This window comes from Guyparkeria sp., assembly GCF_046540515.1.
Lineage (GTDB): Bacteria > Pseudomonadota > Gammaproteobacteria > Halothiobacillales > Halothiobacillaceae > Guyparkeria.
Genome location: NZ_JBKHFB010000015.1, coordinates 13,487 through 39,294, shown reverse-complemented (window position 1 = coordinate 39,294; position 25,808 = coordinate 13,487). Strand labels below are relative to the sequence as shown.

Below are 25,808 nucleotides of genomic sequence, written 5' to 3'. Positions count from 1 at the left end.
CCGGCGCCGAATGTGGACTCCAGCCAGCCTTGCAGGCCGAACCGGCCGTTCCAGACCATCCCCTCGTAGACCGGGTAGATGAATGCCACGATCAGGAAGGTCGCCGCGAGCACCGGGTAGAACTTGGCCCGCTCGGCGATGCCACCGGAGATGATCGCCGGGATGGCCGCCGCGAAGGTCAGCAGAAAGAAGAACTTGACCAGCTCGTAGCCGTTGCCGGCGTTCAGTTCGGCCGCCGCGGCGTAGAAGTCCATGCCGTAGGCGATCGAGTAGCCGATGAAGAAGTAGGCGATCGTCGCCACGGCGAAATCGCCGATGATCTTGACCAGGGCATTGACCTGGTTCTTTTCGCGCACCGTGCCCACCTCGAGAAAGGCGAAGCCGGCGTGCATGGCCAGCACCATCGCCGCGCCGATCAAGAGAAAGAAGGTGTTCGCACCGTCCTGAAACGTTTCCATCGAAGTCTCCCGTCTGAGTTGCTGGCTGCACCAAAAGCAGGAATTGTTCCATGGGCGCATGCCGCATTGCGGGGCAGAAATGCCGAACTAATTGCGGTGTCGTGGTGCATTTGAGTCCATGGGCGCACATATGTGGTGCAATTAATGCCGGACGGACACCTTCCGGTGATGCATTGGCTATGCTTGTCCGACCCGTGTTCCATCAAGCGTCCCCATGGGGGTGAGCGATGACCGATTCAGCCCAAAAAGCACGGCGCGAGGCAATGGTCGATTACCAGGTGCGTGCCCGCGGCGTGCGATCGCCACAGGTGCTCGAGGCGATGCGGCGCGTGCCGCGCGAGGCCTTCGTGCCGATGGATCTGCGCGAGTTCGCCTACGACGACACCGCGCTGCCCATTGCCGCCGGTCAGACCATCACCCAGCCCTCGATCGTGGCGATGATGATCGAGTCGCTCGACCTTCACGGCGGCGAGCACGGCGGCGAGCGGGTGCTCGACGTCGGTACCGGCTCGGGTTACGCCGCCGCACTGCTGGCGCATATCGCCGGTGAGGTGTACAGCATCGAGCGTATCGGCGAGCTCGCCAACCAGGCGCAACGGGCATTGATCGACCAGGGGCTTGCGAACGTCGAGGTGCGTGAGGGTGACGGGTCGCTGGGCTGGCCCGAGGCCGCGCCCTTCGATGCGATCATGGTGGCCGCGGCGAGCCCCGGCGTGCCGGATGCGCTCAAGCGCCAGCTGGCGGTGGGCGGCCGACTGGTGATTCCGGTGGGCCCGGACGACGAGACGCAGGAACTTGTGCGGATCACCCGGTTGGGCGAGGACGAGTATCGCCGCGAGGACCTGGCCGATGTGCGTTTCGCTCCCCTGTTGGGTGAGGGTGGATGGGACGAGGCGCATGCCCGTCCGCGGCGGGGATTTGGGCGAGGCACGATCTCCGGTCGGGATCGCTCGTTGAGCCGGCGCATCAGGGAGGTGGCCGAGGGGTTCGATTCGGTCGACGACCTGCCGCTCGCCGGCCTGCTGGATCGGATTGGCGACTCGCGCCTGGTGCTGATCGGCGAGGCCTCGCACGGCACCTCCGAGTTCTACCGGGCCCGCCAACGTATCACCCGGGCGCTGATCGAGGAGAAGGGCTTCGATTTCGTCGCGATCGAGGGTGACTGGCCGGATACCGCCCGGATCGATCACTACGTGCGACACGCCGACCACCCACCGTCCGAGTGGACCGCCTTCGCCCGGTTTCCCACCTGGATGTGGCGCAACGAGGAGGTGCGCGCGTTCGTCGACTGGCTGCACGAATACAACGCCAAACGGGCACCCGCCGAGCGTGTCGCCTTTCACGGCCTGGACCTCTACAGCCTCTACAACTCCATCGCCGCGGTGCTGGACTACCTCGACGACGTCGATCCGGAGGCCGCCGTCGTCGCCCGCGAGCGCTACGGCTGCCTGACACCCTTCGAGCCTGACCCGGCCGCCTATGCGCGTCTGGCGCTGAGCCCGGGGTTTGCCGGCTGCGAGGCCCCGGTGGCAGAGATGCTGCGTGATCTGCAGCAACGTCATCGCCTGTACGCCGAGCAGGATGGCGACCGGTTCCTCGATGCGGTGCAGAACGCGCGCCTGGTCGCCAACGCCGAGGAGTACTACCGCTCGATGTTCTACGGCTCGCGCAGCGCCTGGAACCTGCGCGATGGCCACATGTTCGAGACACTCGAGGCACTGCTGGCCCATCACGGTGCGGGCAGCCGCGGTGTGATCTGGGCGCACAACTCGCACGTCGGCGATGCACGCGCGACCGACATGTCGCGTCGCGGCGAATTCAATATCGGTCAGCTGTGCCGGGCGCGTTTCGGTGAAGCCGTCTACGCGATCGGCTTCGGCACGGACACCGGCACGGTGGCGGCCGCCTCCAACTGGGACGAGCCGATGGAGGTCAAGACGTTGCGCCCGGCGCTGCCCGACAGCTACGAGCGTCTCTGTCACGAGACCGGCCGAGCCGGCTTCCTGTTGCCGCTGGGCCGGGGTGCTGATGCCCGGGTGCGCGAGGGCTTGGCCGAGCCGCGCCTGGAACGGGCCGTCGGGGTGATCTATCGTCCGGAAACCGAGCGCGCCAGCCACTACTTTCACGCCGAGTTGCCGACGCAGTTCGACGAGTACATCTGGGTCGATCGCAGTCGGGCCGTCACGCCGCTCGACAGCCGAGCGCTCGCCGGCGCCGCGGATACCTACCCCTTTGGTGTCTAGACCCTCAATTCAGAAGGAGAGTGCATGAAATCGATCGAACTGGGGCTCGAATGGTTTCTCAACCCGGACCACCTGCCGTTCATCGCCGGCATCGAGAAGGGCTGGTTTCGCGATGCGGGGCTGGACGTGACGCTGATCGAGCCCGAAGGTCACTACGACGGTCTCGCCGACGTCGCCAAGGGCAGGTTGGCGTTTGCCTGCAACGAGCCGCTGCACATGATCGACGAGGCCCGCCCCGGACTTCGCGCGTTGGGGTGCTTCTTCGAGACCGAGGGCGGGGTGATGCTGACCCCGGAAGGCGAGCAGGCGCTCGCGCGGGGCGAAACGATCCGGGTGGCCTCGCCGGTGGCCGGCGAGGTCACCGATGACCTCGCCCGGCTGATCGTCGGCCGCTGGTGCGAACGCGAGGGCTTCCAGTTCGAGTCAGCGCAGCTGCAGATCGAAGCGGCCGGTTTCGAGCACCTCAAGAACCTGCAGGCCGGCTACCACGGCGCCTGGTTGTGTTTCGCCAACTTCGAGGGGGTCGAGGCCCGCGAGGCGGGCGTGACGGCGCGTTTGATCTCCAGCACCGAAGTCGGTCTGCCCAACTTCTCGGCGCTCGAGCTGTTTACCGGCGAGGCCTTCGGCCGTGAATACCCCGAGGTGGTCGAGGCGGTCACGCGCGTTGCCTCGGAGGGGGCGACGCTCTGCCGCGAGGACCCGGACGAGGCGAAACGGCTCTGGTACCGCTACAGCGGAGAAGACCGGAGCGACCTGATGGACGCGATCGTTCTGGATACCTGCCATCGCCTGGTCTCTCCTGTCGTGCCGGATGCCGAGCGCTGGCGTGAGATGTGGCGGCAGTTCGATCGCCTGGGTCTGTCCCGGGTCGACGAGGCCGGTTTCGAGGCGATCTTCTCACCGGTCTGAGCGGGTCGGCAGGTCATCAGAAGGTCGACAGCCCGGTGGCCTCCATTATTCGGTAACGCCAGTAACGCCAGGATGAGTCGTCGGCGTATTCGTCGAACGGCAGGCTGTGGCGTTCGCCGTTCGGGTTGTGCCAGCGGGTGTCGAAAAAGCCGCGGGCCGCCTGCAACGCTGGGTGCCCGGCGGGTGCCTGCCACTCGACACTGGTTTCCATGTTGAAGTTGTCGATGTTGCGCCGGGTGAAGTTCGCCGAGCCGAGCAGCAGGCGCCCCGAGTCGTCGGCGGCGCGATGCAGCAGCAGCTTGCTGTGACACTGCTCGCCGTCGGTATGGCACCAGCGCACTTCGGCGCCCGCCCGGTGAAGCTCCATGCCCACGGGGCGATTGGGAATCCCGTTCTTCCTCCGGCCGAAGGCGTCGTGGTTGGGGTCGAGCAGCACGCGCAGTTTCACCCCGCGGGCGGCGGCATGCTTGAGTGCCTCGATCACCTCGCGATGGGCGAGATAGAACATCGCCAGATCCAGTCGGTCGCCGTTCTCGGCCGCCTCGATGATCGCCACGGCGGCCTCGCGGATGCGTGCCTCGGTGAGCACGCGCAGACGCCCCTCGGTCGCGTGGAAATAGTCGCCGCGGGGTGGCGAGGGCAGCGTGAATGCCCGTTCGGCGCCCGAGAGATCGGCCGCGGCCGCCTCCGTCGACAGTAGGTCGAGGGCCGCGGGGCCGGCAAACCGCAGCGCCACGTTGCCGTGACGGCTGCTGGCGTCGTGTGGATTGGCCGATGTGACCAGCCCGATCCAGTCCTCGCCCCGATCGGCGATCACCGTCTTGCGGTGGTTGGCCTTGAAATTGAGCAGTCGCATCCATGCACCCAGGGTCGAGGCCCGGTCCTCGGCCAGCGGGTTGGGCAGCCAGCCCGATCCCGGTTCGCTCTCCAGCCAGCGGCAGCACAGTCGCCACAGCCCGGACCAAAGGGGGTTGGGATCGCGCAGTCGGTCCAGGTCGGTGACGGCCACCCGCACGCCGGCCGCGCGCAGTCGCTCGAGGTGGTCGGATTCGACGCTGCCGTAGACGGTGTTGACGGGGTCGGTGATCAGCACCGCATCAAGACCCGGCTCGCGGCGTTGCTGCTCGACCAGTGCCGTGGTCAGTTCGGTCGACAGCGGGCGGTGGCCGTCGGCCGCCTCGCCGGCAAAGTCGTTGAACAGGAACATGTCGAGCACGAGAAGCTCTCGTGCCCCTTCCACCGTGTCCACGATCGCATCGAATATCCGCTGGTCGCTGACGCGTTCGCCGTCGGCGGCGGTGTAGGTGGTATCGGCGAGGAAGGTCACGTTCTGGGCCGGCACCCAGGGGCTCGCCACGTCGAGCCCGCCCGGCATCGGCTTGTAGACATGCCAGGTGCCGACGATCAGCCAGGCAAGCAGGCCGGCCGCCGTCAGGGCGATCAAGGTGCGTTTTCCGGGGTGAAAAGCGGTGTGATGCATCGGGTTTCGGGTGTGGTCTTTGTCCGGAGCAGGTCGGGCACCAGGCAAATGCTACACCGCTTGGAGCCGTGCCCTTTCGTCAAGTTGCCATTCATAATTCATGCGTGTGATCGTGTGTGGTTATTATTTATCAAACAAATTGATGTCCGATTTATCGATAGTCGAGGGCTATCGATGTGCGTTGAAAAATCAATTTGCAGCCGGTGGCTCCGACGCCTAACTTGGCCATGAACCCGGTTTTGGAACGGGGCGCACCCGTGCGCGTTTCCCCGGTTTCGGCCGCGAGCCGTTTCCCGCCGGGATTTCCCGCGGGCAAATCTTGCATGAGCAAATCCGGAGAGTCGGCCGTGATGCGGTTGACCTCCACCAAGACCACGAGGAGCAGGAAATGGGCGAAAACGCGAACACGGGCAAGTGTCCGGTAATGCACGGCAGCCGCACCAGGATGGGTGGTGGTGGCGGTGGCGCCAGGGACTGGTGGCCGAACCAGCTCAATCTCGGCATCCTTCACCAGCACACCGCGGTGTCGAACCCCCTGGGCGAGGCATTCGACTACGCCGAGGAATTCAAGAAACTCGACGTCGAGGCGGTGAAGAAGGACCTGGTCGACCTGATGACCGACTCCAAGGACTGGTGGCCGGCCGACTACGGCCATTACGGCCCGTTCCTGATCCGCATGGCCTGGCACTCGGCGGGCACCTACCGCACCGCCGACGGCCGCGGCGGGGCCTCGACCGGCAACCAGCGCTTCGCGCCGATCAACAGCTGGCCGGACAACGCCAACCTCGACAAGGCCCGCCGGCTGCTCTGGCCGATCAAGCAGAAATATGGCAACAAGCTCTCCTGGGCGGACCTGTACATCCTTGCCGGCAACATGGCGCTCGAGTCCATGGGCTTCAAGACCTTCGGCTTCGGCGGCGGGCGCAAGGACATCTGGGCGCCGGAAGAGGACATCTACTGGGGCGCGGAGACCGAGTGGCTGGCCACCAGCGACAAGCCGCACAGCCGCTACAGCGGCAACCGCGAGCTGGAAAATCCGTTGGCCGCCGTCCAGATGGGCCTGATCTACGTCAACCCCGAAGGCCCGGATGGCGAGCCCGACCCGCTCGCCTCCGCGAAGGATATCCGCGAGACCTTCGAGCGCATGGCGATGAACGATTACGAGACCGTCGCGCTGACCGCCGGCGGTCACACCTTCGGCAAGGTCCACGGCGCCGGTGATGCCGCGCACGTCGGTCCCGAGCCGGAGGCCGCGCCGGTCGAGGAGATGGGCCTGGGCTGGAAGAGCAGCTACGGCTCCGGCAAGGGCCGCGACACCATCACCAGCGGGCTGGAGGGCTCCTGGACGCCGACCCCGACCAAGTGGGACATGAGCTACTTCGACGTGCTGTTCGGTTACGACTGGGAGCTGACCAAGAGCCCGGCGGGCGCCTGGCAGTGGACCCCGAAGAACCTGGCCGAGAAGGACCACGCCCCGGATGCCGAGGACCCCAACAAGCGGGTCGGCATCATGATGAGCACCGCCGACATGGCGATGCGCGAGGACCCGGACTACCGCAAGATTTCCGAGCACTTCCACAAGAACCCGGAAGAGTTCGCCGACGCCTTCGCCCGCGCCTGGTTCAAGCTGACCCACCGCGACATGGGCCCGAAGGACTGCTACCTCGGCCCGGACGTGCCGGAAGAGGACCTGATCTGGCAGGATCCGGTGCCGCCGGTCGATCACGTGCTGATCGACGAGCAGGATGCCGAGGATCTCAAGGCGGCGATCCTGGATTCGGGCCTGAGCGTGCGCGAACTGGTCTACACCGCCTGGTCGTCGGCTTCCACCTTCCGCGGCTCGGACAAGCGTGGCGGGGCCAACGGCGCGCGCATCCGTCTCGCACCGCAGAAGGACTGGGAGGTCAACGAGCCCGAGCAGCTCGCGCGCGTGGTCAAGACCCTCGAGGGCATCCAGAAGGAATTCAACGACGCGCAGTACGGCGGCAAGCGCGTGTCGCTGGCCGACCTGATCGTGCTTGGCGGTGCCGCGGCGATCGAACTGGCGTCCTGGGATGCCGGCTACCCGGTGGAGGTGCCGTTCGCGCCGGGGCGCACCGATGCCACCGCCGAGCAGACCGATGCCGACTCCTTCGACCCGATGAAGCCGGAGGCCGACGGGTTCCGCAACTACCGTCGCGCCAAGTTCACCGTGTCCGACGAGGAGATGCTGGTGGATCGTGCCCAGCTTCTGGGTCTGTCCGCCCCGGAAATGACGGTGCTGGTCGGCGGCATGCGCGTGCTCGGCGCCAATTTCGGCGAGAGCAAGCACGGCGTGTTCACCGACGAGCCGGGCACCCTGACCAACGATTTCTTCGTCAACCTGACCGACATGGACACGGTCTGGAAGCCGACCGAGGCGGACGAGGACATCTACGAGGGGCGTGATCGCAAGACGGGCGAGCTCAGGTGGACCGGCACGCGCGTCGACCTGGTGTTCGGTTCGAACTCGCAACTGCGGGCGATCGTCGAGGCCTACGCCCAGGAAGACGCCGGGCAGAAGTTCGTGCGCGATTTCGTCTCCGCCTGGAACAAGGTGATGAACGCGGGGCGCTGCGACATCGACTGACGAAGTCGCGGGGGGTTCCGCGACGATGGCCGTTGGGGATCAAGCTGGCCCCGGGTTCGAGGCCAGCGGTTCCGGTGTCACCCATGGGTAAAGCGTCGTGGCTGGGTCTACGCTTCTGGGAAAGGTCCAGCCAACTGCCGGAATGGCAGCCCCTATCCGTGGAGGCGAGCATGCCATCGAGAAATATCGTGATCGTGGGCGGCGGCTTTGCGGGCACGGCCGCCATCCGTCGGCTCGAGCGCCATCTCCCCGCGGGATGGCGGACGGTGCTGATCAACGAGGAAACCTTCATGACCTTCACCCCGCTCCTGCCGGAGGTGGTGAGTGGTTCTTTGTTCCCTTCCCATTCCGTCTCGCCCTTGCGCGGGATTGTCGACAAGGCCGAGTTCGTCCAGGGCTGCGTCACCCGTATCGATCCCGAACGCCGCGAGGTTATCTACCGGGATCACGACGAACGCAGGATCGAGTACGCGCACCTGGTGCTTGCCTGCGGCACGCTTGCCAATCTGGACATCATCCCGGGCATGACGGAGCACGGCCTCGCATTGAAGACCCTGGGCGATGCACTGCACCTGCGCAACCGGATCATCGATGCGCTCGAGGAGGCTTGCCAGGAGACCGATCCGGACCGACGCCGGTGGTTGCTGCGGTTTCTGGTAGTGGGGGGCGGTAATAGCGGGGTGGAGGTCGCTGGAGCAATCTACGACTTCCTGCGTGCCGCCTGTAAGCACTATGCCGGCGTGGAGGAGCAGGACTTCGATATCCGCATCCTCGAGCACGGTCCGCGCCTGGTGGAGGAATTCCCCAAGTCCCTGGGAGACTTTGCCGAGCACACGCTGACCCAGCGGGGGATCGGTGTGCACTGCGACACGGGGGTCAGCCGCGTGACCGCCAATGGTGCCGAAGACCAGGACGGCAACCGGATCGATGCCGCGAACGTTGTCTGTACCGTGGGTACACAGGCCTATCCATTGATCGAACAGCTTCCCTTCGAGAAGTTGAAAGGCAGGCTGTGTACCGAGGAGGACATGTCGGTGAAAGATGCCGAGGGCATATGGGCCATCGGTGACTGTGCCGCCGTGCCGAACCATCACAACGGTGAGCTCAGCCCGCCGACTGCGCAGTTTGCCGAGCGCCAGGGCCAGCAATTGGCCGACAATATCGTCCGTTGCATCCGGGGCGAGGGTAGTCGTGGCTTCAGCTATCGCCCGCGCGGGGAGTTGGCCACGATAGGTCACCACAAGGCCGTAGCGCAGGTTTTCGGCATGCGGTTCTCGGGACGCTTCGCCTGGTTGTTGTGGCGTGCCTTCTACCTGTTCAAACTGCCGACCTTGCTGCGCAAGGTGCAGGTCTATTTCGAATGGAACATTTCCATGCTTTTCCCGCAGGACGTGACCCAGTTTCAGTTCGAGCGCAGTGGCCACCGGCTCGAGCGCGAGCGGCGCCGCGCGGGACAGCGGGAGGTCGGTCAGGAATAAGGCGCGGTGGGCCGTCCCTCCGGCCTTCTCACCGTGGCATGCCGAGGTTCGCTCGCAGCCGGAAAAGCCTGTTCTGATTACTGGAGAGTGATGAGGTCCGAGCAGGTGACCCGTTATCGTCAGCGGTCGATGCCTTCGTTGTCGTCCAGGAGCGTCGCCGTCGACTCCGGTCTCGGTTTGCGATTGTCGGTCATCCGCATGACCGCGTCGTCACGGTAAAACTCCTCGCCGTCGACAGTAGCCTCGGAGTCCGGATGGTGATCGAGTTGCTTGCGCAGACGCCGGGTGTACTTGGCCGCCTTGTAGGCCTGGTCGACGATGCGGCGGACGTAGCTGAGCTCGTCGAGGCGGGCGACCATCTGGCGTACCGGCAGGCGGTCGTCGGCCCCGGCCCGCAGCAGCAGTGCCTTGAGCGACTGGTAATCGTCGGCGAAGTCCTTGATCGCGCGCTTGATCGGCTTCATCTCGAAGCCCTCGGCTTCCGGGTCTGCCAGGTCGAGGAAATGTGCCGTCTCTCGGCGAAATTCCGTCAGCGCCTCGGCGATCGCCGGGTCGGTCGGTGCGGTGAGCGTCGCCTCGAGCTTGGCGATCTCCTCGACGTGCTCGGCGATGTCGCCGTAATAGCGGCTGATGCGCATGGCCAGAGGGAAGCCTTCGGCGATCGACGCCGGGATCTCGCCGTACTGGGCGCGGTTGGCGAACTCGACGCAGGCCAGGATCAGCCGCTCGACGATGGCCCGGTCGCGGTGCAGTCGATCGATGGCGGCCGATCCCTCCATGCTCACCACGTCGCGTGCACCGCGCCGGGCGATCTGGCCAATGCGCCTGAGTTCCATGTTCAGGGCGTCGAGCGCCAGGTCGGGTGTGCGGGCGATGTTGCGGTCGAGGTGCCTTGGCTGGCCTTCGTCCTCCTCGGCGCTGCGGAATCGCGTCTCGAGGAAGCGGACCAGTCGCGGAGTGGCCGGCCAGAAGATCGCCATGCCGAGCAGCTTGGTGGTGGTGTGAAAGATCGCGAGCGAGGTGGCCGGGCCCGGTTCGAGGCGCATCAGTTGCGCGGCCTGCGCCACCAGCCAGAGCAGGGCGGGCAACGAGACGAAGGCGACGATGCCGACCACCACGTTGAACAGTACGTGGGCGATCGCGGCGCGCTTGGCCGACGAGGTCGCGCCGATGACCGCGAACAGGGCGGTCGAGGTGGTGCCGACGTTCGCGCCGATCACCATGGCCGCGGCCGCCGTCAGCGGGATCACGCCGGTGCCGGCGGCCGTCAGGGTGATGGCCAGCGAGGCGCTCGAGGAGTTCATCACCACCGTCATGATCACGCCGATGGCGGCGAACATCAGCAGGCTGAGCACGCCGTTGCCGGTGTACTCGGCGAGATCGAACCCCTCGCCGAAGTCGCCGAAGCTCGCCTTGAGCACGTCCAGGCCGAGAAAGAAGATGCCGAACCCGGTCAGGGCATCGCCGAGGTAGGCGCGCCGCTTGCCCTGGCCGGTCACGCGCAGCAGCATGCCGATGGCCACCGCGGGCAGGGCCAGCGCCTGCAGGTCGACCTTGAAGCCGACGATCGCCACCAGCCAGGAGGTGGCGGTGGTGCCGATGTTGCTGCCGATGATCACCCCGACGGCCTGGAACAGCGTCAGCAGCCCCGCGTTGACGAAGCCCACGGTGGCGAAGATCACCGCGGAGGACGATTGCACCACCGCCGTGATGCCGATGCCGGACACGATGCCCCGCGGCGTGGTGGCGGTGCCTCGCGCGAGGATGTCGCGCAGCGCATCGCCGGCAGCGACCTTGAGGCCGTCGGTCATCAGCCGCATGCCGAGCAGGAACAGGCCGACGCCGCCGAGAAAGGTGAGGATCAACTGGAGATTCATGTCGTCGATGATAGCGATCCTGTGATGCGATGTCGGACGTCTCGTCGACCCGGTTCCCTGGCGGCAAGCCGAGTGCTGAGGCGAGTGCTAGACTCCGCGTCCCTGTTTTACCGGCCATCGGCCGACGGCTCGCCGATACCTGGTGTCGGCCACAGGGCCGTCGTTCGTGGCGTTGCGCGAGAGGTTTTGACGATGCGACGTCGTTTGTTTCTGATGCCCCTGTTGGCCGCCGGTATCGGTGTGTCGGCGCTTCTGGCCGGCTGCGAGGCCGAGGTCGAGGGTGAACTCGAGATCCGCGACATCGTGGAGCGCGAAACCCGTGGCCTGTTCGCCACGAGCGTTGTGACCACCGACGATTGCGAACGCGACAACCGGAGTGCCGATCGTGAGGGCAGCGCGGGCTGGACCACCTGGGTACTCTCTGGGGTCTTTCCGGATACGCGCTATCGATCGTGCCGCGAACGCGATTCGGGTGCGATGACGACGTTCCGCAACATGTTCGTGTTCGATGCCATGCCAGGCGAGGCGCTGAGCGGACTGTCGCACGTCAACGTCAAGCTGCACGAACGGACCTTGTCCGTCGGCCTGCCGCCTTACGTGCAGGAGAACATCGAGCGGGTGCGCAAGCAGGCCGGGCTCGACGAGACGGCGGCGATCACCACGCGCCTGACGCTGATCAACAACGAGGACGAGCCGTTCGCTTACCGGGTGGCGCGTTTCGAGGAGTCTGACGAGGTCGACTGGGGCGAGCGGCAGGTGCTTGCGCCCAGCGACCGGGTTTCGCTCGACTACCCGGTCGCGCTGGCCGAGCGGGTGTTCGCCGACGGCTGGGCGCCGTTGCTGCGCATCGAGTCGTCCGGCGACTGATCGGCCCGAACTCCGGATGGCCGGAGTGCCTTATCGCGAGCAGCCGCTCGGGCGCTCGCCGGTCGGGTCCTCGTCGCGGAAGGGGTGGCAGCGGCGCGGGATCAGGCGCAGGTCGGCCATCAGGGCGCAGGCCAGCGAACGCCGGCGGCTCTCCGGGTAGAGGGCGCGATAGAGCATGACCTTGAGGGTGACGAACGCGCCCAGCACGATGCCGCCCAGCGCGATCAGGCTGCCCAGAGCGAGCGTCGAGCTGCCCGAGAGCCCCTGGCCGACCGAGCAACCCATGGCGATGATCCCGCCCGTTCCCATCAGCAGCCCGCCGGCCGAGTAGGTGGCGAACTGTGACCAGCTGCGGAACCCCTGTAGCCGGAAATGCCCGCGTGCGACGGCCCAGAAACCGGCGCCGAGGATGACGCCCAGCATCGCAACGATGCCGAAGGTGACCAGTTCCAGTGCCGGCGATTCGGCCAGTCGCAGTGCCTCGGCGGCCGGCGCGACGAAGCTCAGCGACTGGGTGCCGGTCCCCTTGGGCGGGTCGAAGGCCAGCGCCGCCTCGCTCATCAGCGCCTGCCCGGCCGCCGAGCCGGTCCACAGCCAGCCGGCGGTGATCACCAGGCCGATGCCCAGTCCGCCGATCACGTCCGCGCGACGCATGCGTCGGCCGTGATCCATCCGCCACAGCCAGGCGACCAGCCCGGCGGCCACCAGCAGCGCGGTCGCCAGGCGCCAGTGCTCCAGTGAACCGAGCGCGGTGATGCCTGCGAGCAGGGCGCCGACGTCCTGGTGCTCGATGGAGACCGCCTCGAGGCTCAGCTGCGGCCAGGCCAGCGTCTGGTCGATGAACCAGCGGCCCTCGGGCCAGTAGAGCAGGACGGCCGCCGTCAGCCCCACCACCGCGTAGGCCCACAGCGACTTCATGTCGCCCGAGCCGATGTTGACCAGCGTCTTGGTGGTGCAGCCGCCGGCCAGCACCATGCCGATGCCGAACAGGAGACCGCCGAGCAGGTAGCGCAGCCACGGGAACTCGGCGCCCCGGTAGTTGACCCGCGTCTGGTCCAGGTCGAGCACCCCGCCGGTCTCCAGCAGCGCCACGCCGATCACGGCCACCGCGATCGACAGCAGCCAGGCGCGCATGCGGCCCGGGTCGCCGGTCAGGACCCAGTCGGAGACCGCGCCCGTGTTGCAGTAGCGGGTGGCCGCGGCGATGGCGCCGAAGGCCAGCCCGACCAGCGCGGCGCCGGCGAGCAGGGTGAGCCAGGGATTGTCGAACAGCAGCGGCATGAGGCGGTCGTCGGTGAGCGAGAAGCGGATTTACCCTCATGGTAGGGGCAAACCTGCGTCAGGGCGTTGTTTTCGCCACAGAATCTCGTGATCGGGGCATAAGGTGGCCGGGCAGGCGACGAGCGAACCATCTCACGGTATCGAAGCGAAGGTTTCGAATAGTTCGACAACGTCACCGATGATCTGGTCCATACTTCGCCGCTTGCACTGTCAGTGGTAGGAGAAACGCGTGAGTCTGCTCGTCAAGGGGAAACTGCATACCGATTGGTTCGAATCCGAGTCCGAGGGCGGCGAGTTCGTCCGCAAGGAGTCGATGTTCCGACACTGGATCACCCCGGACGGTTCGCCGGGAACGAGCGGGGAGGGCGGGTTTCCGGCCGAGGCGGGGCGCTATCACCTCTACGTCTCCTACGCCTGCCCCTGGGCGCACCGCACCCTGATCTTCCGGGCGATCAAGGGGCTCGAGGATCTGATCAGCGTCGATGTGGTCCACCCGCACATGCGGGCGGAGGGCTGGCACTTCGGTGACTTCCCCGGCGCCACGCCCGACAGCCAGATGGGCGCGCACCACCTGCATCAGCTCTACACCCGGGCCGATCCCGAGGTCAGCGGCATCGTCACCGTGCCGGTGCTGTGGGACAAGCAGCGCCAGACGATCGTCAACAACGAGTCGTCCGAGATCATCCGCATGTTCAACTCGGCCTTCGACGACCTGACCGGCAACCGGCACGACTACTACCCGGCCGACCTGCAGGGTGCGATCGACGAGATCAACGCCACCGTCTACGAGAACGTCAACAACGGCGTCTACCGCGCGGGTTTCGCCACCGCGCAGGATGCCTACGAGGCGGCCTTCGATCGCCTGTTCGATGCCCTCGACGATCTGGAAGAACGCCTGTCGCGGCAGCGCTACCTGGTCGGCGAGCGGATCACCGAGGCCGACTGGCGCCTGTTCACCACCCTGGTGCGCTTCGATGCCGTCTACGTTGGCCACTTCAAGTGCAACCGGAACCGGCTGGTCGACTTCCCCAATCTCTGGGCGTTCACCCGCGAGCTCTACCAGTGGCCCGGCGTGGCCCAGACGGTGCGCCTCGACCACATCAAGCACCACTATTACGTCAGCCACGACTGGATCAACCCCACTGGCATCGTGCCGCGCGGGCCCGAGATCGCGTTCGACCGGCCCCATCACCGTGGGCTCCACCGGGACGAGCGAGAGGTGCTGCTATGAGTATCGATATCCGTGATGCCACCGTCATGGCCGAGGGTGCCGGGGCGCGGGTCAAGCGCCACCTGCCGCTGCCGGTGTTCATGAATTTCGATCCCTTCGTCATGTTCGACCACTTCGAGCTCGGGCCGGGCACGGGCTTTCCCGAGCACCCGCACCGCGGCTTCGAGGCGATCACCTACCTGTTCAGCGGCGAGATCGAGCATCGCGACAACCTCGGCAACGTCTCCAGCGTGGGGCCGGGCGGGGCGCAGCGGTTCACCGCCGGGGCCGGGATCGTCCATTCGGAGATGCCATCGGTCGAGGAAACCACCGGCGGTATCCAGCTGTGGGTGAACCTGCCGCGGCGGCTGAAGGCCATCGAGCCCGCCTACGAGGAGGCCCCGGCCGAGACGGTGCCCGAGGTGGCCTTCGAGGGCGGGTGCGAGCGGCGCATTGCCGGCGAGGGCGGACGGGTGAGCCTGAAGACCGAGGCACTGTATCGCCACGTCCTGCTCGACGCCGGCGGCCGGCACGCCATCGAGCTGCCGTCGGGGTGGCGGGCGATCATCTACCTGAAGGACGGGGCCGTGCGGATCAACGGCAAGTCGCTTTCCCCCGCGCAGGCCGCGTTTCTCGACGACGAGCCGCGAATCGAACTCGAGGCCGACGCGAGCAGCGAGGTGATGGTGGCCGCCGGGCGCCCCCATGGCGAACCGATTCGCCAGCGCGGCCCCTACGTGGATTAGCCCCCGTCCCGGCCGGGCCCGCGTTGCCGCGCTCGGGCGGACTGGGTAGCATGGCCACTTTTCTCGGACGAGACCCCATGACTCAACGCGCCATCGTCGTCGCCACCGGTGTCACCTTGATCCTCTACGCCGCCTTGCTGGTCGCGCTCGGCCTGGTGCTGGCGCCCGAGCAGGCCGAGGTCATCTTCGGTGAAGAGTGGTGGTTCGAGGACCTGAGTCCGGTCTTCTGGCTGTTGCTCGGGGCGGTGCTGTTGTTCTCCAGGCCCATCGGGCTTGGCAAGCGCATCGGCATGGCCGTGATCACCGCCGCACTCGCCGCCCGCGAGGAGGGCTGGCACAAGAAGTTCACCGCCGACAGCCTGTTCAAGTCGGACTACTACCAGATGACGAACGTGCCGATGGCCGAGAAGCTGATCGCCGGGGCGGTCGCCGTCGGTCTGACGATCACGCTGATCTGGTTGCTGGTGCTGGGCGGGCGGGAGATCGCCCGTGGTGGCTGGCGGCGCCCCTGGGGCTGGCTGGCGCTGTTCGGCGTGGCGATCTCGCCGATCCTCAAGGCCGTCGATCGCGGTCCCTCGATCCTGCGCGTGCGATTCGACATCACCCTGCCGGACAACATCGACATGGTGATGCTGTCGCTCGAGGAGGGGTTCGAGGCGGCATTGCCGCTGATCTTCCTGATCTCGCTGCTGCTCTACCGGCTCGATCGTCGCCGCACCCGATGACCCGGCCCGAGACTGAACGGCCCGTGGCCGATTTTCGTTGCGGGATTCTCGACGTGCTCGAGGCCGCGGCGCTGCACGGTGAGCAGGTCGACGTGCGTCTCGATGGCCGCTGGTGTCGCGTCCGGGTGCTCGACGTGGCGAGTGAGGGCGGCGAGGACTGGCTGGTCGGGGACGGCGGCGAGCGCATCGCGGTGCAGCTGATCGAGATGGCCTGCCCCGCGGCGGGTTGAGTCCCGTACTGGACGGAATCGGGGGCACAAAAAAACGGGGCGTGACGCCCCGTTTCTCGTTGGTCGCTGTCGAGCCGGCGTCACATGCCTTCGAACAGGATGAAGGTCCGGTTCATGTTGGTGCGATGCCAGCTGTCGTAGTGTTCGAGGTGCTTGAAGGCCTCGAGATCCTCGTTGGCGTCCATCACGTCGTCCATGGTCTCGAAATTGCGGGCCGCCTCGCCGACGGTGTTGACCAGGAAGTCGTAGTAGTCGCCCGAATCGCGACGGGCACGTTCCATGTCGCTGACCCGGCCGTGACCCGGAACGACGTGCTTCGGATCGATCTCCTCGAGTCGTTCGAACGCCTCGAGGCCGTTCTTGGGATTCGACCAGGGGTGGACACCCAGCATGCGATCGACGTAGACGAGATCACCGGTGAACGCCACATCGCTTTCCGGCAGGTAGGCCATCGCATCGCCGGGGAAGTGGGCATCGGTCAGGGAGAGCTCGATCTCGGTGCCGCCGAGGGTGATCGTCGCCGCGTCGCCTTCCAGCACCCGGTCGGCGTAGGCCGGCTCGGTACCCTCGAAACGTTCCTTCAGTGCGTCGGGAAGGCGGCCTTCCATGTGCTGGCCGGTGTATTCCTTCTGTGAATCGACGGTCTTCTCGAAGGCGATGATTTCCGCACCCTTGTCCTGGAAGTAGTCGTTGCCCAGCCAACGGTGATCCTGCACGCCGATGTTGACCACCCAGCGGATCGGCTCGTCGCTGACTTCCGCCACGGCGCGCTCGATGTGCGGGCCGCTGAAGGCACCCGGACCCGAGTCGATCAGGATGACGCCCTCGTCGGTGGCGATCACGCCGTAGTTGGCGTTCATGCCGTGGTTGTCGTAGGTGCGGGCGTCGGTGGGGCCGATGATGGCGTAGACCGAATCGGTGACCGGTTCGGCTTTCGGCTGGTAGGTGTCCTCGGCATGAGCGAAGGTCGTGGCGAGCAGGGCGAGAGCCCCGGCGATCACGGTGCTTGTGCGTTGCATGTCAATCTCCTGTGAAGGGTCGGGCGGAGTATACATGCGATAGACCGGATATTTTGAGCAGGGTTCAGCCGTGTCGAGTTCCCGCCGGTGCTAAGCTCGGACGAAGAGTGATCCTGGTTACCGGGTGGCTGTAAACGAAAAGAGGAGAGGTAGCGATGCGCTTTGTGCGGCGATTTTCCGAGCTGGGCATGCAGGATGTGGCCACGGTGGGCGGCAAGAACGCGTCGCTGGGCGAAATGGTGGCTCGGCTGGGCGAGCGCGGCGTGCGCGTTCCGAATGGCTTTGCCACCACCGCCGACGCCTATCGCCATTACCTCGAGCACAACGATCTGGCCGACCGGATCGGTGAGGTGCTCGGTTCGCTCGATACCAACGACGTCAACGCGCTCGAAAAGGCCGGACGGCAGATTCGCAGCTGGATTGCCGAGGGCGAGATGCCCGGGGATCTGGCCGAGGAGATCGTGGCTGCGTACCGGGAGCTGGGGCGCGAGTACGGCGAGAACACGGACGTGGCCGTGCGCAGTTCGGCCACCGCCGAGGACCTGCCCACCGCCTCGTTCGCCGGCCAACAGGAAAGCTACCTGAATATCGCCGGCGAGGACGCCCTGCTCGACAGCATCCGGCACGTGTTCGCCTCGTTGTTCACCGACCGGGCGATCTCCTACCGCGTGCACCAGGGCTTCGATCACATGGCCGTCGCCTTGTCGGCCGGGGTCCAGAAGATGGTGCGCTCGGACAAGGCCGCCTCGGGCGTGATGTTTTCCATCGACACCGAGTCCGGGTTCCGGGACGCGGTGTTCATCACCGCGGCCTACGGACTGGGCGAGAACGTGGTGCAGGGGGCGGTCAATCCCGACGAGTTCTATGTCTTCAAGCCCACGCTCGAGGAGGGGCTGTGCCCGATCGTCTCGCGGCAACTGGGCGAGAAGGCGATTCGCATGATCTACACCGAGGATGCCCGCCACGGGGCCTCGACCCGCAATGTCGACGTGCCGGTCGAGGACCGGCAGCGGTTCGCGATCAGCGACGAGGAGGTGCTGAGCCTGGCGCGTTTTGCCGTGGAAATCGAGCGTCACTACAGCGAGCAGGCCGGCGAATTTCGGCCCATGGACATCGAGTGGGCCAAGGACGGTGACAGCGGCGAGTTGTTCATCCTCCAGGCCCGGCCCGAGACCGTCCACTCGCAACGGGAAGCCGCCACCCACGCCACCTACCATCTCGAGGAGAGGGGCGAGGTACTCGTCGAGGGCAAGAGCGTCGGCGATCGGATCGCGACCGGGCGGGCACGGATCATCGAATCGGCGGCGGAGATGGCCAGGCTGGACGACGGCGAGATCCTGATCACCGACATGACCGACCCCGACTGGGAGCCGATCATGAAACGAGCCGGGGCGATCGTCACCAACCGCGGCGGCCGGACCTGTCACGCGGCGATCATTGCCCGTGAGCTGGGCATCCCGGCGATCGTCGGCTGTGGTGATGCCACCGAGCGGGTGCCCGACGGCGAGGAGGTGACCGTCTCCTGCGCCGAGGGCAGCGCGGGGCACGTCTATCGCGGCGTGTTGCCTTTCACGGTCGAACGGCTCGACCTGAAGGGCGCCGAGACCACGCGCACGGATCTGATGATCAATCTTGGCGACCCCGCGCAGGCCTTCCGCCTCTCCTCGCTGCCGGCCGCCGGTGTGGGGCTGGCGCGACTGGAATTCATCATCAACAACCGCATCGGTATTCACCCGCGGGCGTTGCTGGAATACGACCAGCTCGATGCCGAGACCCGGTCCGAGATCGATCGGCGCACCGTCGGGTTCGACGATCGCCGCGAGTTCTACATCCGTAAGCTCGCCGAGGGGATCGGCACCATTGCCGCGGGCTTTTTCCCGCGGCCGGTGATCGTGCGCCTGTCGGACTTCAAGTCGAACGAGTATGCCTCGATGGTGGGCGGGGCCGGGTTCGAGCCCCACGAGGAGAACCCGATGCTGGGGTTCCGCGGCGCCTCGCGCTACTACGCCGAGTCGTTCGCCGAGGCCTTCAAGCTCGAGTGCGAGGCCCTGCGGCAGGTGCGCGACGGCATGGGGCTGACCAACGCCCAGGTGATGCTGCCGTTCGTGCGCAGCGTCGAGGAGGTCGACCGGGTGTTGGCCCTGATGGCGGCGGCCGGACTCGAGCGGGGGCGGCACGATCTGAAGGTCTACCTGATGTGCGAGATTCCCGCCAACGCGCTGCTCGCCGAGGAGTTCCTCGAGCACGTCGACGGTTTTTCCATCGGTTCGAACGATCTCACGCAGCTGACCCTGGGGGTCGATCGCGACTCCTCGCTGATCGAGGGGCTGGATGAACGCAACCCGGCGGTCAAGAAGCTGATGGGCATGGCGATCGCCGCCTGCCGTGAGCGGGGCAAGTACATCGGTATCTGCGGTCAGGCCCCGTCGGATTTTCCCGAGATCAGCGAGTGGCTGGTCGAGCAGGGTATCTCTAGCCTGTCGCTCAATCCTGACAGCCTGCTGCCCATGCAGCAGACGGTGCTCGAAGCCGAGAAGCGGCTGCAGGCGTCCTAACCAGACCGGGTTGGTCCGGTTTTGCTACGCTATTGATCCCAGGCCGGCCGTGAGCCGGCCCGTCGCCACGTAAACCAAGGGGAGAGATGAGCCTGATGGGCCTGTTCGGCAAGAAGCGCAACGCGAACGACGACCGAAACGCGCAGATCCGGGGTGCGGTCGAGGCGATTCACGACCCCAACAACGACCAGACGCTGGCCGACTCGGGGGCGATCGAGCGCGTCGAGTGCAGCGACAAGGTCTGTCGAATCGATATCGTGCTCGACTACCCGGCCGGCGACTGGGAGGCCGAGCTCACCGGGCGGGTCTGCGAGGCCATCGCGGCGGTGGACGATTCGCTTGAGCCCGAGGTCACCGTGGCGTTTGTCGCCCCCGAGGGCTCGGCCATGCACGGCAAGCCGCTGCCGGGGGTGAAGAACATCATCGCCGTGGCCTCCGGCAAGGGCGGGGTGGGCAAGTCGAGCACCAGCGTCAACCTGGCCCTGGCGCTGGCGGCCGACGGCGCCCGCGTGGGGCTGCTGGACGCCGATATCTACGGCCCCAGCCAGCCGCGGATGCTGGGCACCAGCGAGAAGCCGCGACAGGTGGATGACAATTCGATGGCACCGGTCGAGGCCCAGGGGCTGCAGACCATGTCCATCGGTTACCTGGTCGACGAGGAATCGGCCATGGTCTGGCGTGGTCCGATGGTGACCTCGGCGCTGATGCAGCTGCTCAACGACACCCGCTGGGACGGGCTGGACTACCTGATCGTTGACATGCCCCCGGGGACCGGCGACGTGCAGCTGACGCTGGCGCAGAAGGTGCCGGTGGCCGGCAGCGTGATCGTGACCACGCCCCAGGACATCGCGCTGCTCGACGCGCGCAAGGCGATCAACATGTTCCGCAAGGTCAGCGTCCCCATACTCGGCGTGATCGAGAACATGGCCACGCACGTCTGTTCGAACTGCGGTCACGTCGAGGCCATCTTCGGCGAGGGCGGCGGGCAGCGCATCGCCGAGCAATATGACACCGAACTGCTCGGCCAGTTGCCGCTCAACCTGCAGATCCGCGAGGATCTGGATGCCGGCACACCCACCGTGGCGCGTGATCCGGACGGGGCGCTGGCCGCGACCTATCGCCAGGCCGCCCGACGGCTGGCCGCGTCGCTCGGACGGGCGGTGCGTGCCGAGTCGGGCGGGGCACCGGAAATCGTCATCGAGGAGTGAACCATGCTGGAAATCACCATCCCCAGCCGGGGTGTGCTGCAACTGTCACACCTCGTGCTGGACTACAACGGCACGTTGGCGCTGGACGGCGCGCTGGTCGAGGGCGTCGGCGAACGCCTGCGCGAGCTGTCGAAACACCTCGACGTGCACGTCATCACGGCGGATACCTACGGTGACGTCGAGGGGCGCCTGGCCGACCTGCCCGTGACCCTGTCGACGCTGTCCGACCACCTGCAGGACGAGGCCAAGCAGCGCTACGTGCGCACGCTCTCGGCACGCGAGTGCGTCACCATCGGCAACGGCCGCAACGATGCGCTCATGCTGGCCGAGGCGGTGCTCGGCATCGGGGTGGTCCAGTCCGAAGGCCTGTCGCGCCACGCGCTGGATGCCTCCGATGTGGTCTGCCCGGACATCACCAGCGCCCTTGATCTACTCTTGAAGCCCAAGCGGTTGATCGCGACCCTGCGAAACTGACTCCGGTCGAGATCCGTAACGGAGAGAATGGCCGTCCAGAACGACGTCGACAATCATTTCAGCCAGTGCAATCTGGTCCAGACAGAGGAGGACAAAGCATGTCTCAGGTCACATTCAAGGGCACGCCCGTCAATGTCGCCGGCTCGCTGCCATCGGTCGGCGACAAGGCACCCGCCTTCTCGCTGACCGCGAGCGATCTGTCCGACAAGGGGCTGGAGGCCTTCGCCGGCAAGAAGAAGGTGCTCAACATCTTCCCCAGCCTCGACACCGGCACCTGCGCCCAGTCGGTGCGCGAGTTCAGCCGTCGTGCCCACGAGCTCGCCGACACGGTCGTGCTCTGCATCTCCATGGACCTGCCGTTCGCCCAGAGCCGGTTCTGTGACGCCGAGGGCGTTGACAACGTGGTGACGCTGTCGGCCTTCCGCCACCCGGAATTCCTCGACGATTACGGGGTACGTATCGCCGACGGCCCGTTGGCCGGCCTGGCCGCGCGCACGGTGGTGGTGCTCGATGCGGACAATACCGTTCGCCACGTGCAACAGGTTGGCGAGATCGCCGACGAGCCGGACTACGAGGCCGCCCTTGGCGCACTCTGAATGTCAGGCAAGGGCATGCCTGACACCCGGCGAGGTGTCCGGTGACCTTCGGCCCGGTACGTGACATCCGTGTCGCCGCCGGGCCGGTCTGTTTCAGGACGAAGGAAATGACGCGATGAGCAATCGACTGGGCGTGGACCTCGGTGGCACCAAGATCGAGGTGGCGGTGCTCGACCCCGACAACCGAATTCGTTGGCGCGAGCGCGAGCCCACCCCGCAGGGCGACTATGCCGGCACGGTCGAGACGATGGCCAGGCTGATCGAGCGGGCCGAGCGCGAACGCGGGCCGGCGATCGGCATCGGGGTGGGTACGCCGGGGACGATCTCGCCACGCAGCGGCCTGATCAAGAACGCGAATTCGGTCGTGCTCAACGATCGGCCACTGAAGAGGGATCTTGAGGCGCGCCTCGGCCGTGAGGTGCTGATGGCCAACGACGCCAACTGCCTGGCGCTCTCGGAATCCGCGGACGACGGGGCCGCGGCAGGCGCGGACTCGGTCTTCGGCGTGATCCTCGGTACCGGTGTGGGTGGTGGTCTTGTCGTGGATGGTCGCGTGCTGGTCGGTCGCAACGCGATCGCCGGTGAATGGGGGCACAATCCGTTGCCCTGGGCGCAGCCCGACGAAGCCCCCGGTCCGGCGTGCTGGTGCGGGCTGAATGGCTGCATCGAGCAATGGCTGTCTGGACCGGCCTTCGAGCGCGACCACGCCGCGCGGACCGGTGAGGCCCTGAGCGGCGAGGCCATCGTCGCCCGCGCTCGGGAAGGCGACGGGGCAGCCGAGGAAAGCCTGGCGCGTTACGAGGTGCGGCTCGCCCGCGCCCTGGCCCACGTGATCAACCTCTTCGACCCGGACGTGATCGTCTTGGGTGGCGGGATGTCGAACGTCGAACGACTCTACGAGACCGTGCCCGCGTTCTGGGATGCGTTCGTGTTTTCCGATCCGATCACAACCCGCCTGGTTGCGCCACGCTTCGGTGATTCGAGCGGCGTGCGCGGGGCGGCATTCCTGGGGGATTCGATCGGGAAACGCCTGCGTTGACGCGGTTTCTGCGGTAATCCGCGGGCTCGGTGAATACTGCAGTGATCTTCTGGGTTGATAGGGGCATAAGCAGAGTCTAAATTGGATCACATGACCCGGCCTGACCTAGGGCGGTCATGCGATCTAACAATCGGAGGTTGATTGTGATGGACATTGAGCTGCAAATCGTACTGATCAGCATTCTCGCGATGATCGGCATCATCGGCATGCCGCTGTACGCGTTCTGGATGCTCTGGAAGAAGTCCGGAGAGTCCAAGCATTCCCAGGAAGAGCGGCAACACCAGCAACAGCACAGCTGACCCGAAAACACCGCCCCGGCGGCCCACCAGGCCGCCGGGTGACGATCCCGATCCATTCCCGTCTCAACCCACAAAGGCCGGCGCCTTGAAGCGCCGGCCTTTATGTTTGGATCGGGAGTGATACATGAATTGGAGCCGCTCAAGGCGCGCTTCAGCGGCATGCCATTCGTGCAGGGTTTCCCTAGCCAAGCTAAGGGTCACGTCGACACTCTGCGCTAGACTCGTCTGATCGGGTATTCCGCATCAACAGGTGGATCGGTGGTGGGGAGCGTCAAAACCGGCCCACGGGCCGAGCACCAGCATAGGCCGGAGCCGTCCAGGAGAGGCTCCCGGTCTCTTCATGCCCGCGTCAAGCTCATGCTCGCGCCACTCGCGGCGGGCCTCGTGGTCACCGGCGTGCTGATGGCGACGATCTGGGTGGTCGAGCGACAGTTGACCACGGCCGTGCTGCAGGCCGACCTCGATGATCTCGCCCAGGTTCGCACCCGCATCGAATCCCAGCTCAACCAGGCCTCGAATGTCTCCGACGGGGTGGGGGCGATGATCGAGGTCAACCGCGGACTCGACCTTGCCAGCCTGCGCCCCGTCGCCGAGCGGATGCTCGAACGTACCCCCGTGATCCGTTCGGTCGCCCTCGCGCCGGACAACGTGATCGAGGCCAGTATTCCGCTGGAAGGCAACGAGGAGGCCATCGGTGTCGATCTGGCCGCTCACCCGGTTCAGGGCAGCTCCCTCAGACGCGCGATGGTGACCGGGAAGCCGGTGCTCGGTGGCCCTTACGAACTGGTGCAAGGTGGCTACGCGGTCATCCACCGAGTGCCGGTTTCGTTCGATCGCGATGGTGATGACGAGGAGGAGTACTGGGGTGTGGTCTCTACGCCGATCGATGTCATGCGCCTGTTCGAGGCGGCAGGCGTGGCAGAGCGGATCCGCCAAGGCAGTCTGGCCGTTCGGGGCATGGAGGGCCTCGGGGAGGATGGCGCCGTGTTTCTCGGTCGCCCCCAGCTGTTCGACGAACGCGAAGCTCTGAAAACCCCCGTGATTGCTCTGGATGGGCGCTGGCAGCTTGCCATGGAGCCTAGTCAGCCGCCGGCGACGGTGACCTGGATCACGCGGGTGGCGGAGTTCCTGGCCTTGCTTGCGGGACTGCTCGTGATATGGCTTGCTGTTCGCTGGCAGGCGCAGCAATACGCCCTGATCGATTCCGAGCGGCTGCTGCGTGATGTCACCTCGAACGTGAGTGATGTGGTGTTCCGCACCGACCCGGCTGGCCGGTTGATGTACGTCAGTCCGGCCTACGAACGCCTGGTCGGTCGCTCGGTACACGGCTTGGTCGGGGCCGCGTGGCTGAATCTGTTTCCCGAAAAAGAGCGCCGTCGTATCCGTGAGGCCGCCGAGCGCATGCAACCTGCGGGCGGGGTGATCGGCGACCCGCAGGGTGGTGGGCGCGTGGTGTTGACGACACGATTGGTACGCGCTGATAACACCGAGGTGCCGGTGGAGGTGCGTGTCGAAGCGGTCAGCGCCTCGGGACGAGGACAGTCGGGGCTGATCGGTACCCTGATCGACCTCACCGAGCGCCAGGCCTTCGAGCAATTGGAGGGATTGACCACGGCGGTGTTCGAGGGCGCTGGCGATGGGATTGTCATTCTCGACCGGCATCGGCGGGTACTGGCGGTCAACCCCTCGTTCGAGCGCCTGGTGGGAAAGTCGTCCAGGGATCTGGTCGGCGAACGTCTCGTCACCCCGGAGGTGATCGACCGCAGCCGATCGCGGCTGAAGGCCTGTGTGCACGGGCTTCGCCAGCGGGGGCGCTGGACCGAGGAGTTGGCCTGCCGGCTGCCGGATGGTCGGGAACGCGTCCTGTGCTGGTCGGTCGATCTGGTCCGCGACGACCGGCGTCGCGTTAGCCGTTACGTGGCGGTGATCAGCGATGTCACCATGCGCCACCGTCGCATGCAGGCGATGCACCGTCGTGCGCTCCACGATCCGTTGACCGATACGCTGAACCGCGCCGGCCTCGAGGAACGTTTCGAACAGGCACGTCGGCATGCGCTGCGGGAGGGCGCGGGAATCGCCCTGGCATTCGTCGATCTCAACGGTTTCAAGCCGATCAACGACACCCTGGGACACCAGGTGGGCGACGAGGTATTGCGAGAAGTGGCTCGGCGGTTGTCGGAAGTCGGTCGCCGCGAGGACATCGTGGCCCGCCTCGGTGGTGACGAGTTCGTGGTGGCCTTCTACGGCGTTCGCGATCGTGCGGACTTGACCAGGCTGGGTGACAGTCTGCTCGACAGCCTGCACAAGCCCATGGTGCTCGCCGGCACCACTCAACTCGTCCATGTCCGGGCATCGATCGGGTTCGCCCGCTTCCCCGTGGATGCCGACACCCTCGACGGTCTCATGCGCCGGGCCGACGCGGCGATGTACCGGGCCAAGAAACTGAGGGACGACACGGTGGTGTTCTACGGCGACCTTACCCCTGATCGGCCGTTCACAACATGAA

At 66.2% G+C, this 25,808-nt stretch carries 20 protein-coding genes and 1 pseudogene; 16 read left to right on the top strand and 5 right to left on the bottom strand.

Annotated features, from left to right (window positions below; translation table 11 throughout):
* Positions 1 to 458: pseudogene (locus ACLFRM_RS03485) on the bottom strand (ammonium transporter); the annotation flags it as partial.
* 227 nt (positions 459 to 685) lie between these two features.
* Between ACLFRM_RS03485 and ACLFRM_RS03480 the strand changes: the two are divergent.
* On the top strand, positions 686 to 2,701 hold the full coding sequence (locus ACLFRM_RS03480) for a protein-L-isoaspartate(D-aspartate) O-methyltransferase (protein WP_410754322.1): 2,016 nt from the start codon (positions 686 to 688) through the stop codon (positions 2,699 to 2,701).
* Positions 2,702 to 2,725: 24 nt separating this feature from the next.
* Positions 2,726 to 3,610, top strand: a complete 885-nt coding sequence (locus ACLFRM_RS03475) for an ABC transporter substrate-binding protein (RefSeq protein ID WP_410754321.1) — start codon at positions 2,726 to 2,728, stop codon at positions 3,608 to 3,610.
* Between the two features lie 16 nt (positions 3,611 to 3,626).
* Here ACLFRM_RS03475 and ACLFRM_RS03470 read toward each other — a convergent pair whose 3' ends face one another.
* Positions 3,627 to 5,090: a phospholipase D-like domain-containing protein gene (locus tag ACLFRM_RS03470; protein ID WP_410754320.1), complete on the bottom strand. Its 1,464-nt coding sequence runs from the start codon at positions 5,088 to 5,090 to the stop codon at positions 3,627 to 3,629.
* Between the two features lie 388 nt (positions 5,091 to 5,478).
* On the opposite strand from ACLFRM_RS03470, the gene katG reads away from it, so the two are divergent.
* Positions 5,479 to 7,698, top strand: a complete 2,220-nt coding sequence (katG, locus tag ACLFRM_RS03465; protein ID WP_410754319.1) for a catalase/peroxidase HPI — start codon at positions 5,479 to 5,481, stop codon at positions 7,696 to 7,698.
* 32 nt (positions 7,699 to 7,730) lie between these two features.
* Positions 7,731 to 9,176, top strand: a complete 1,446-nt coding sequence (locus tag ACLFRM_RS03460) for an NAD(P)/FAD-dependent oxidoreductase (protein WP_410754318.1) — start codon at positions 7,731 to 7,733, stop codon at positions 9,174 to 9,176.
* A gap of 119 nt (positions 9,177 to 9,295) precedes the next feature.
* Here ACLFRM_RS03460 and ACLFRM_RS03455 read toward each other — a convergent pair whose 3' ends face one another.
* Positions 9,296 to 11,053, bottom strand: a complete 1,758-nt coding sequence (locus tag ACLFRM_RS03455; protein WP_410754317.1) for a Na/Pi cotransporter family protein — start codon at positions 11,051 to 11,053, stop codon at positions 9,296 to 9,298.
* A gap of 192 nt (positions 11,054 to 11,245) precedes the next feature.
* Between ACLFRM_RS03455 and ACLFRM_RS03450 the strand changes: the two genes are divergently transcribed.
* Positions 11,246 to 11,920, top strand: coding sequence for a hypothetical protein (locus tag ACLFRM_RS03450; protein WP_410754316.1), 675 nt, complete (start codon positions 11,246 to 11,248; stop codon positions 11,918 to 11,920).
* A 30-nt stretch (positions 11,921 to 11,950) separates the two neighbouring features.
* On the opposite strand, the gene ACLFRM_RS03445 is transcribed toward ACLFRM_RS03450, so the two are convergent.
* Positions 11,951 to 13,201 (bottom strand): YeeE/YedE family protein, encoded by a 1,251-nt coding sequence (locus ACLFRM_RS03445; RefSeq protein ID WP_410754315.1) that lies wholly within the window; start codon positions 13,199 to 13,201, stop codon positions 11,951 to 11,953.
* Between the two features lie 229 nt (positions 13,202 to 13,430).
* Here ACLFRM_RS03445 and ACLFRM_RS03440 point away from each other — a divergent pair, with 229 nt between their 5' ends.
* From ACLFRM_RS03440 to ACLFRM_RS03425, 4 genes are all read left to right on the top strand, one after another.
* Positions 13,431 to 14,432, top strand: coding sequence for a glutathione S-transferase family protein (locus ACLFRM_RS03440; protein ID WP_410754314.1), 1,002 nt, complete (start codon positions 13,431 to 13,433; stop codon positions 14,430 to 14,432).
* Positions 14,429 to 15,157, top strand: a complete 729-nt coding sequence (locus tag ACLFRM_RS03435; RefSeq protein ID WP_410754313.1) for a pirin family protein — start codon at positions 14,429 to 14,431, stop codon at positions 15,155 to 15,157. Before ACLFRM_RS03440 ends, ACLFRM_RS03435 begins: the two co-directional genes overlap by 4 nt.
* A gap of 77 nt (positions 15,158 to 15,234) precedes the next feature.
* Positions 15,235 to 15,882 (top strand): hypothetical protein, encoded by a 648-nt coding sequence (locus ACLFRM_RS03430; RefSeq protein ID WP_410754312.1) that lies wholly within the window; start codon positions 15,235 to 15,237, stop codon positions 15,880 to 15,882.
* Positions 15,883 to 15,905: 23 nt separating this feature from the next.
* Positions 15,906 to 16,112 carry a hypothetical protein gene (locus tag ACLFRM_RS03425; RefSeq protein WP_410754311.1) on the top strand — a complete coding sequence of 69 codons (207 nt, stop codon included), beginning with the start codon at positions 15,906 to 15,908 and terminating at the stop codon, positions 16,110 to 16,112.
* A gap of 80 nt (positions 16,113 to 16,192) precedes the next feature.
* On the opposite strand, the gene ACLFRM_RS03420 is transcribed toward ACLFRM_RS03425, so the two are convergent.
* Complete coding sequence (locus tag ACLFRM_RS03420) at positions 16,193 to 17,131, bottom strand: MBL fold metallo-hydrolase (protein ID WP_410754310.1); 939 nt, start codon at positions 17,129 to 17,131, stop codon at positions 16,193 to 16,195.
* A 155-nt stretch (positions 17,132 to 17,286) separates the two neighbouring features.
* Here ACLFRM_RS03420 and ppsA point away from each other — a divergent pair, with 155 nt between their 5' ends.
* The 7 genes from ppsA to ACLFRM_RS03385 all read left to right on the top strand — a co-directional run bounded on the left by ppsA (position 17,287) and on the right by ACLFRM_RS03385 (position 25,807).
* Positions 17,287 to 19,686: a phosphoenolpyruvate synthase gene (ppsA, locus tag ACLFRM_RS03415; protein WP_410754309.1), complete on the top strand. Its 2,400-nt coding sequence runs from the start codon at positions 17,287 to 17,289 to the stop codon at positions 19,684 to 19,686.
* A gap of 86 nt (positions 19,687 to 19,772) precedes the next feature.
* Positions 19,773 to 20,894: an iron-sulfur cluster carrier protein ApbC gene (gene apbC, locus ACLFRM_RS03410; protein ID WP_410754308.1), complete on the top strand. Its 1,122-nt coding sequence runs from the start codon at positions 19,773 to 19,775 to the stop codon at positions 20,892 to 20,894.
* A gap of 3 nt (positions 20,895 to 20,897) precedes the next feature.
* Positions 20,898 to 21,368 (top strand): HAD family hydrolase, encoded by a 471-nt coding sequence (locus ACLFRM_RS03405; protein ID WP_410754307.1) that lies wholly within the window; start codon positions 20,898 to 20,900, stop codon positions 21,366 to 21,368.
* Between the two features lie 98 nt (positions 21,369 to 21,466).
* Entirely contained in the window at positions 21,467 to 21,964 is a 498-nt protein-coding gene (gene tpx, locus ACLFRM_RS03400) for a thiol peroxidase (protein ID WP_410754306.1), read from the top strand.
* A 115-nt stretch (positions 21,965 to 22,079) separates the two neighbouring features.
* Positions 22,080 to 23,003 (top strand): ROK family protein, encoded by a 924-nt coding sequence (locus ACLFRM_RS03395; RefSeq protein ID WP_410754305.1) that lies wholly within the window; start codon positions 22,080 to 22,082, stop codon positions 23,001 to 23,003.
* Positions 23,004 to 23,149: 146 nt separating this feature from the next.
* Positions 23,150 to 23,302 (top strand): hypothetical protein, encoded by a 153-nt coding sequence (locus tag ACLFRM_RS03390; RefSeq protein ID WP_410754304.1) that lies wholly within the window; start codon positions 23,150 to 23,152, stop codon positions 23,300 to 23,302.
* 357 nt (positions 23,303 to 23,659) lie between these two features.
* Positions 23,660 to 25,807 (top strand): diguanylate cyclase domain-containing protein, encoded by a 2,148-nt coding sequence (locus tag ACLFRM_RS03385; RefSeq protein WP_410754303.1) that lies wholly within the window; start codon positions 23,660 to 23,662, stop codon positions 25,805 to 25,807.
* Position 25,808 lies beyond the last annotated feature (1 nt).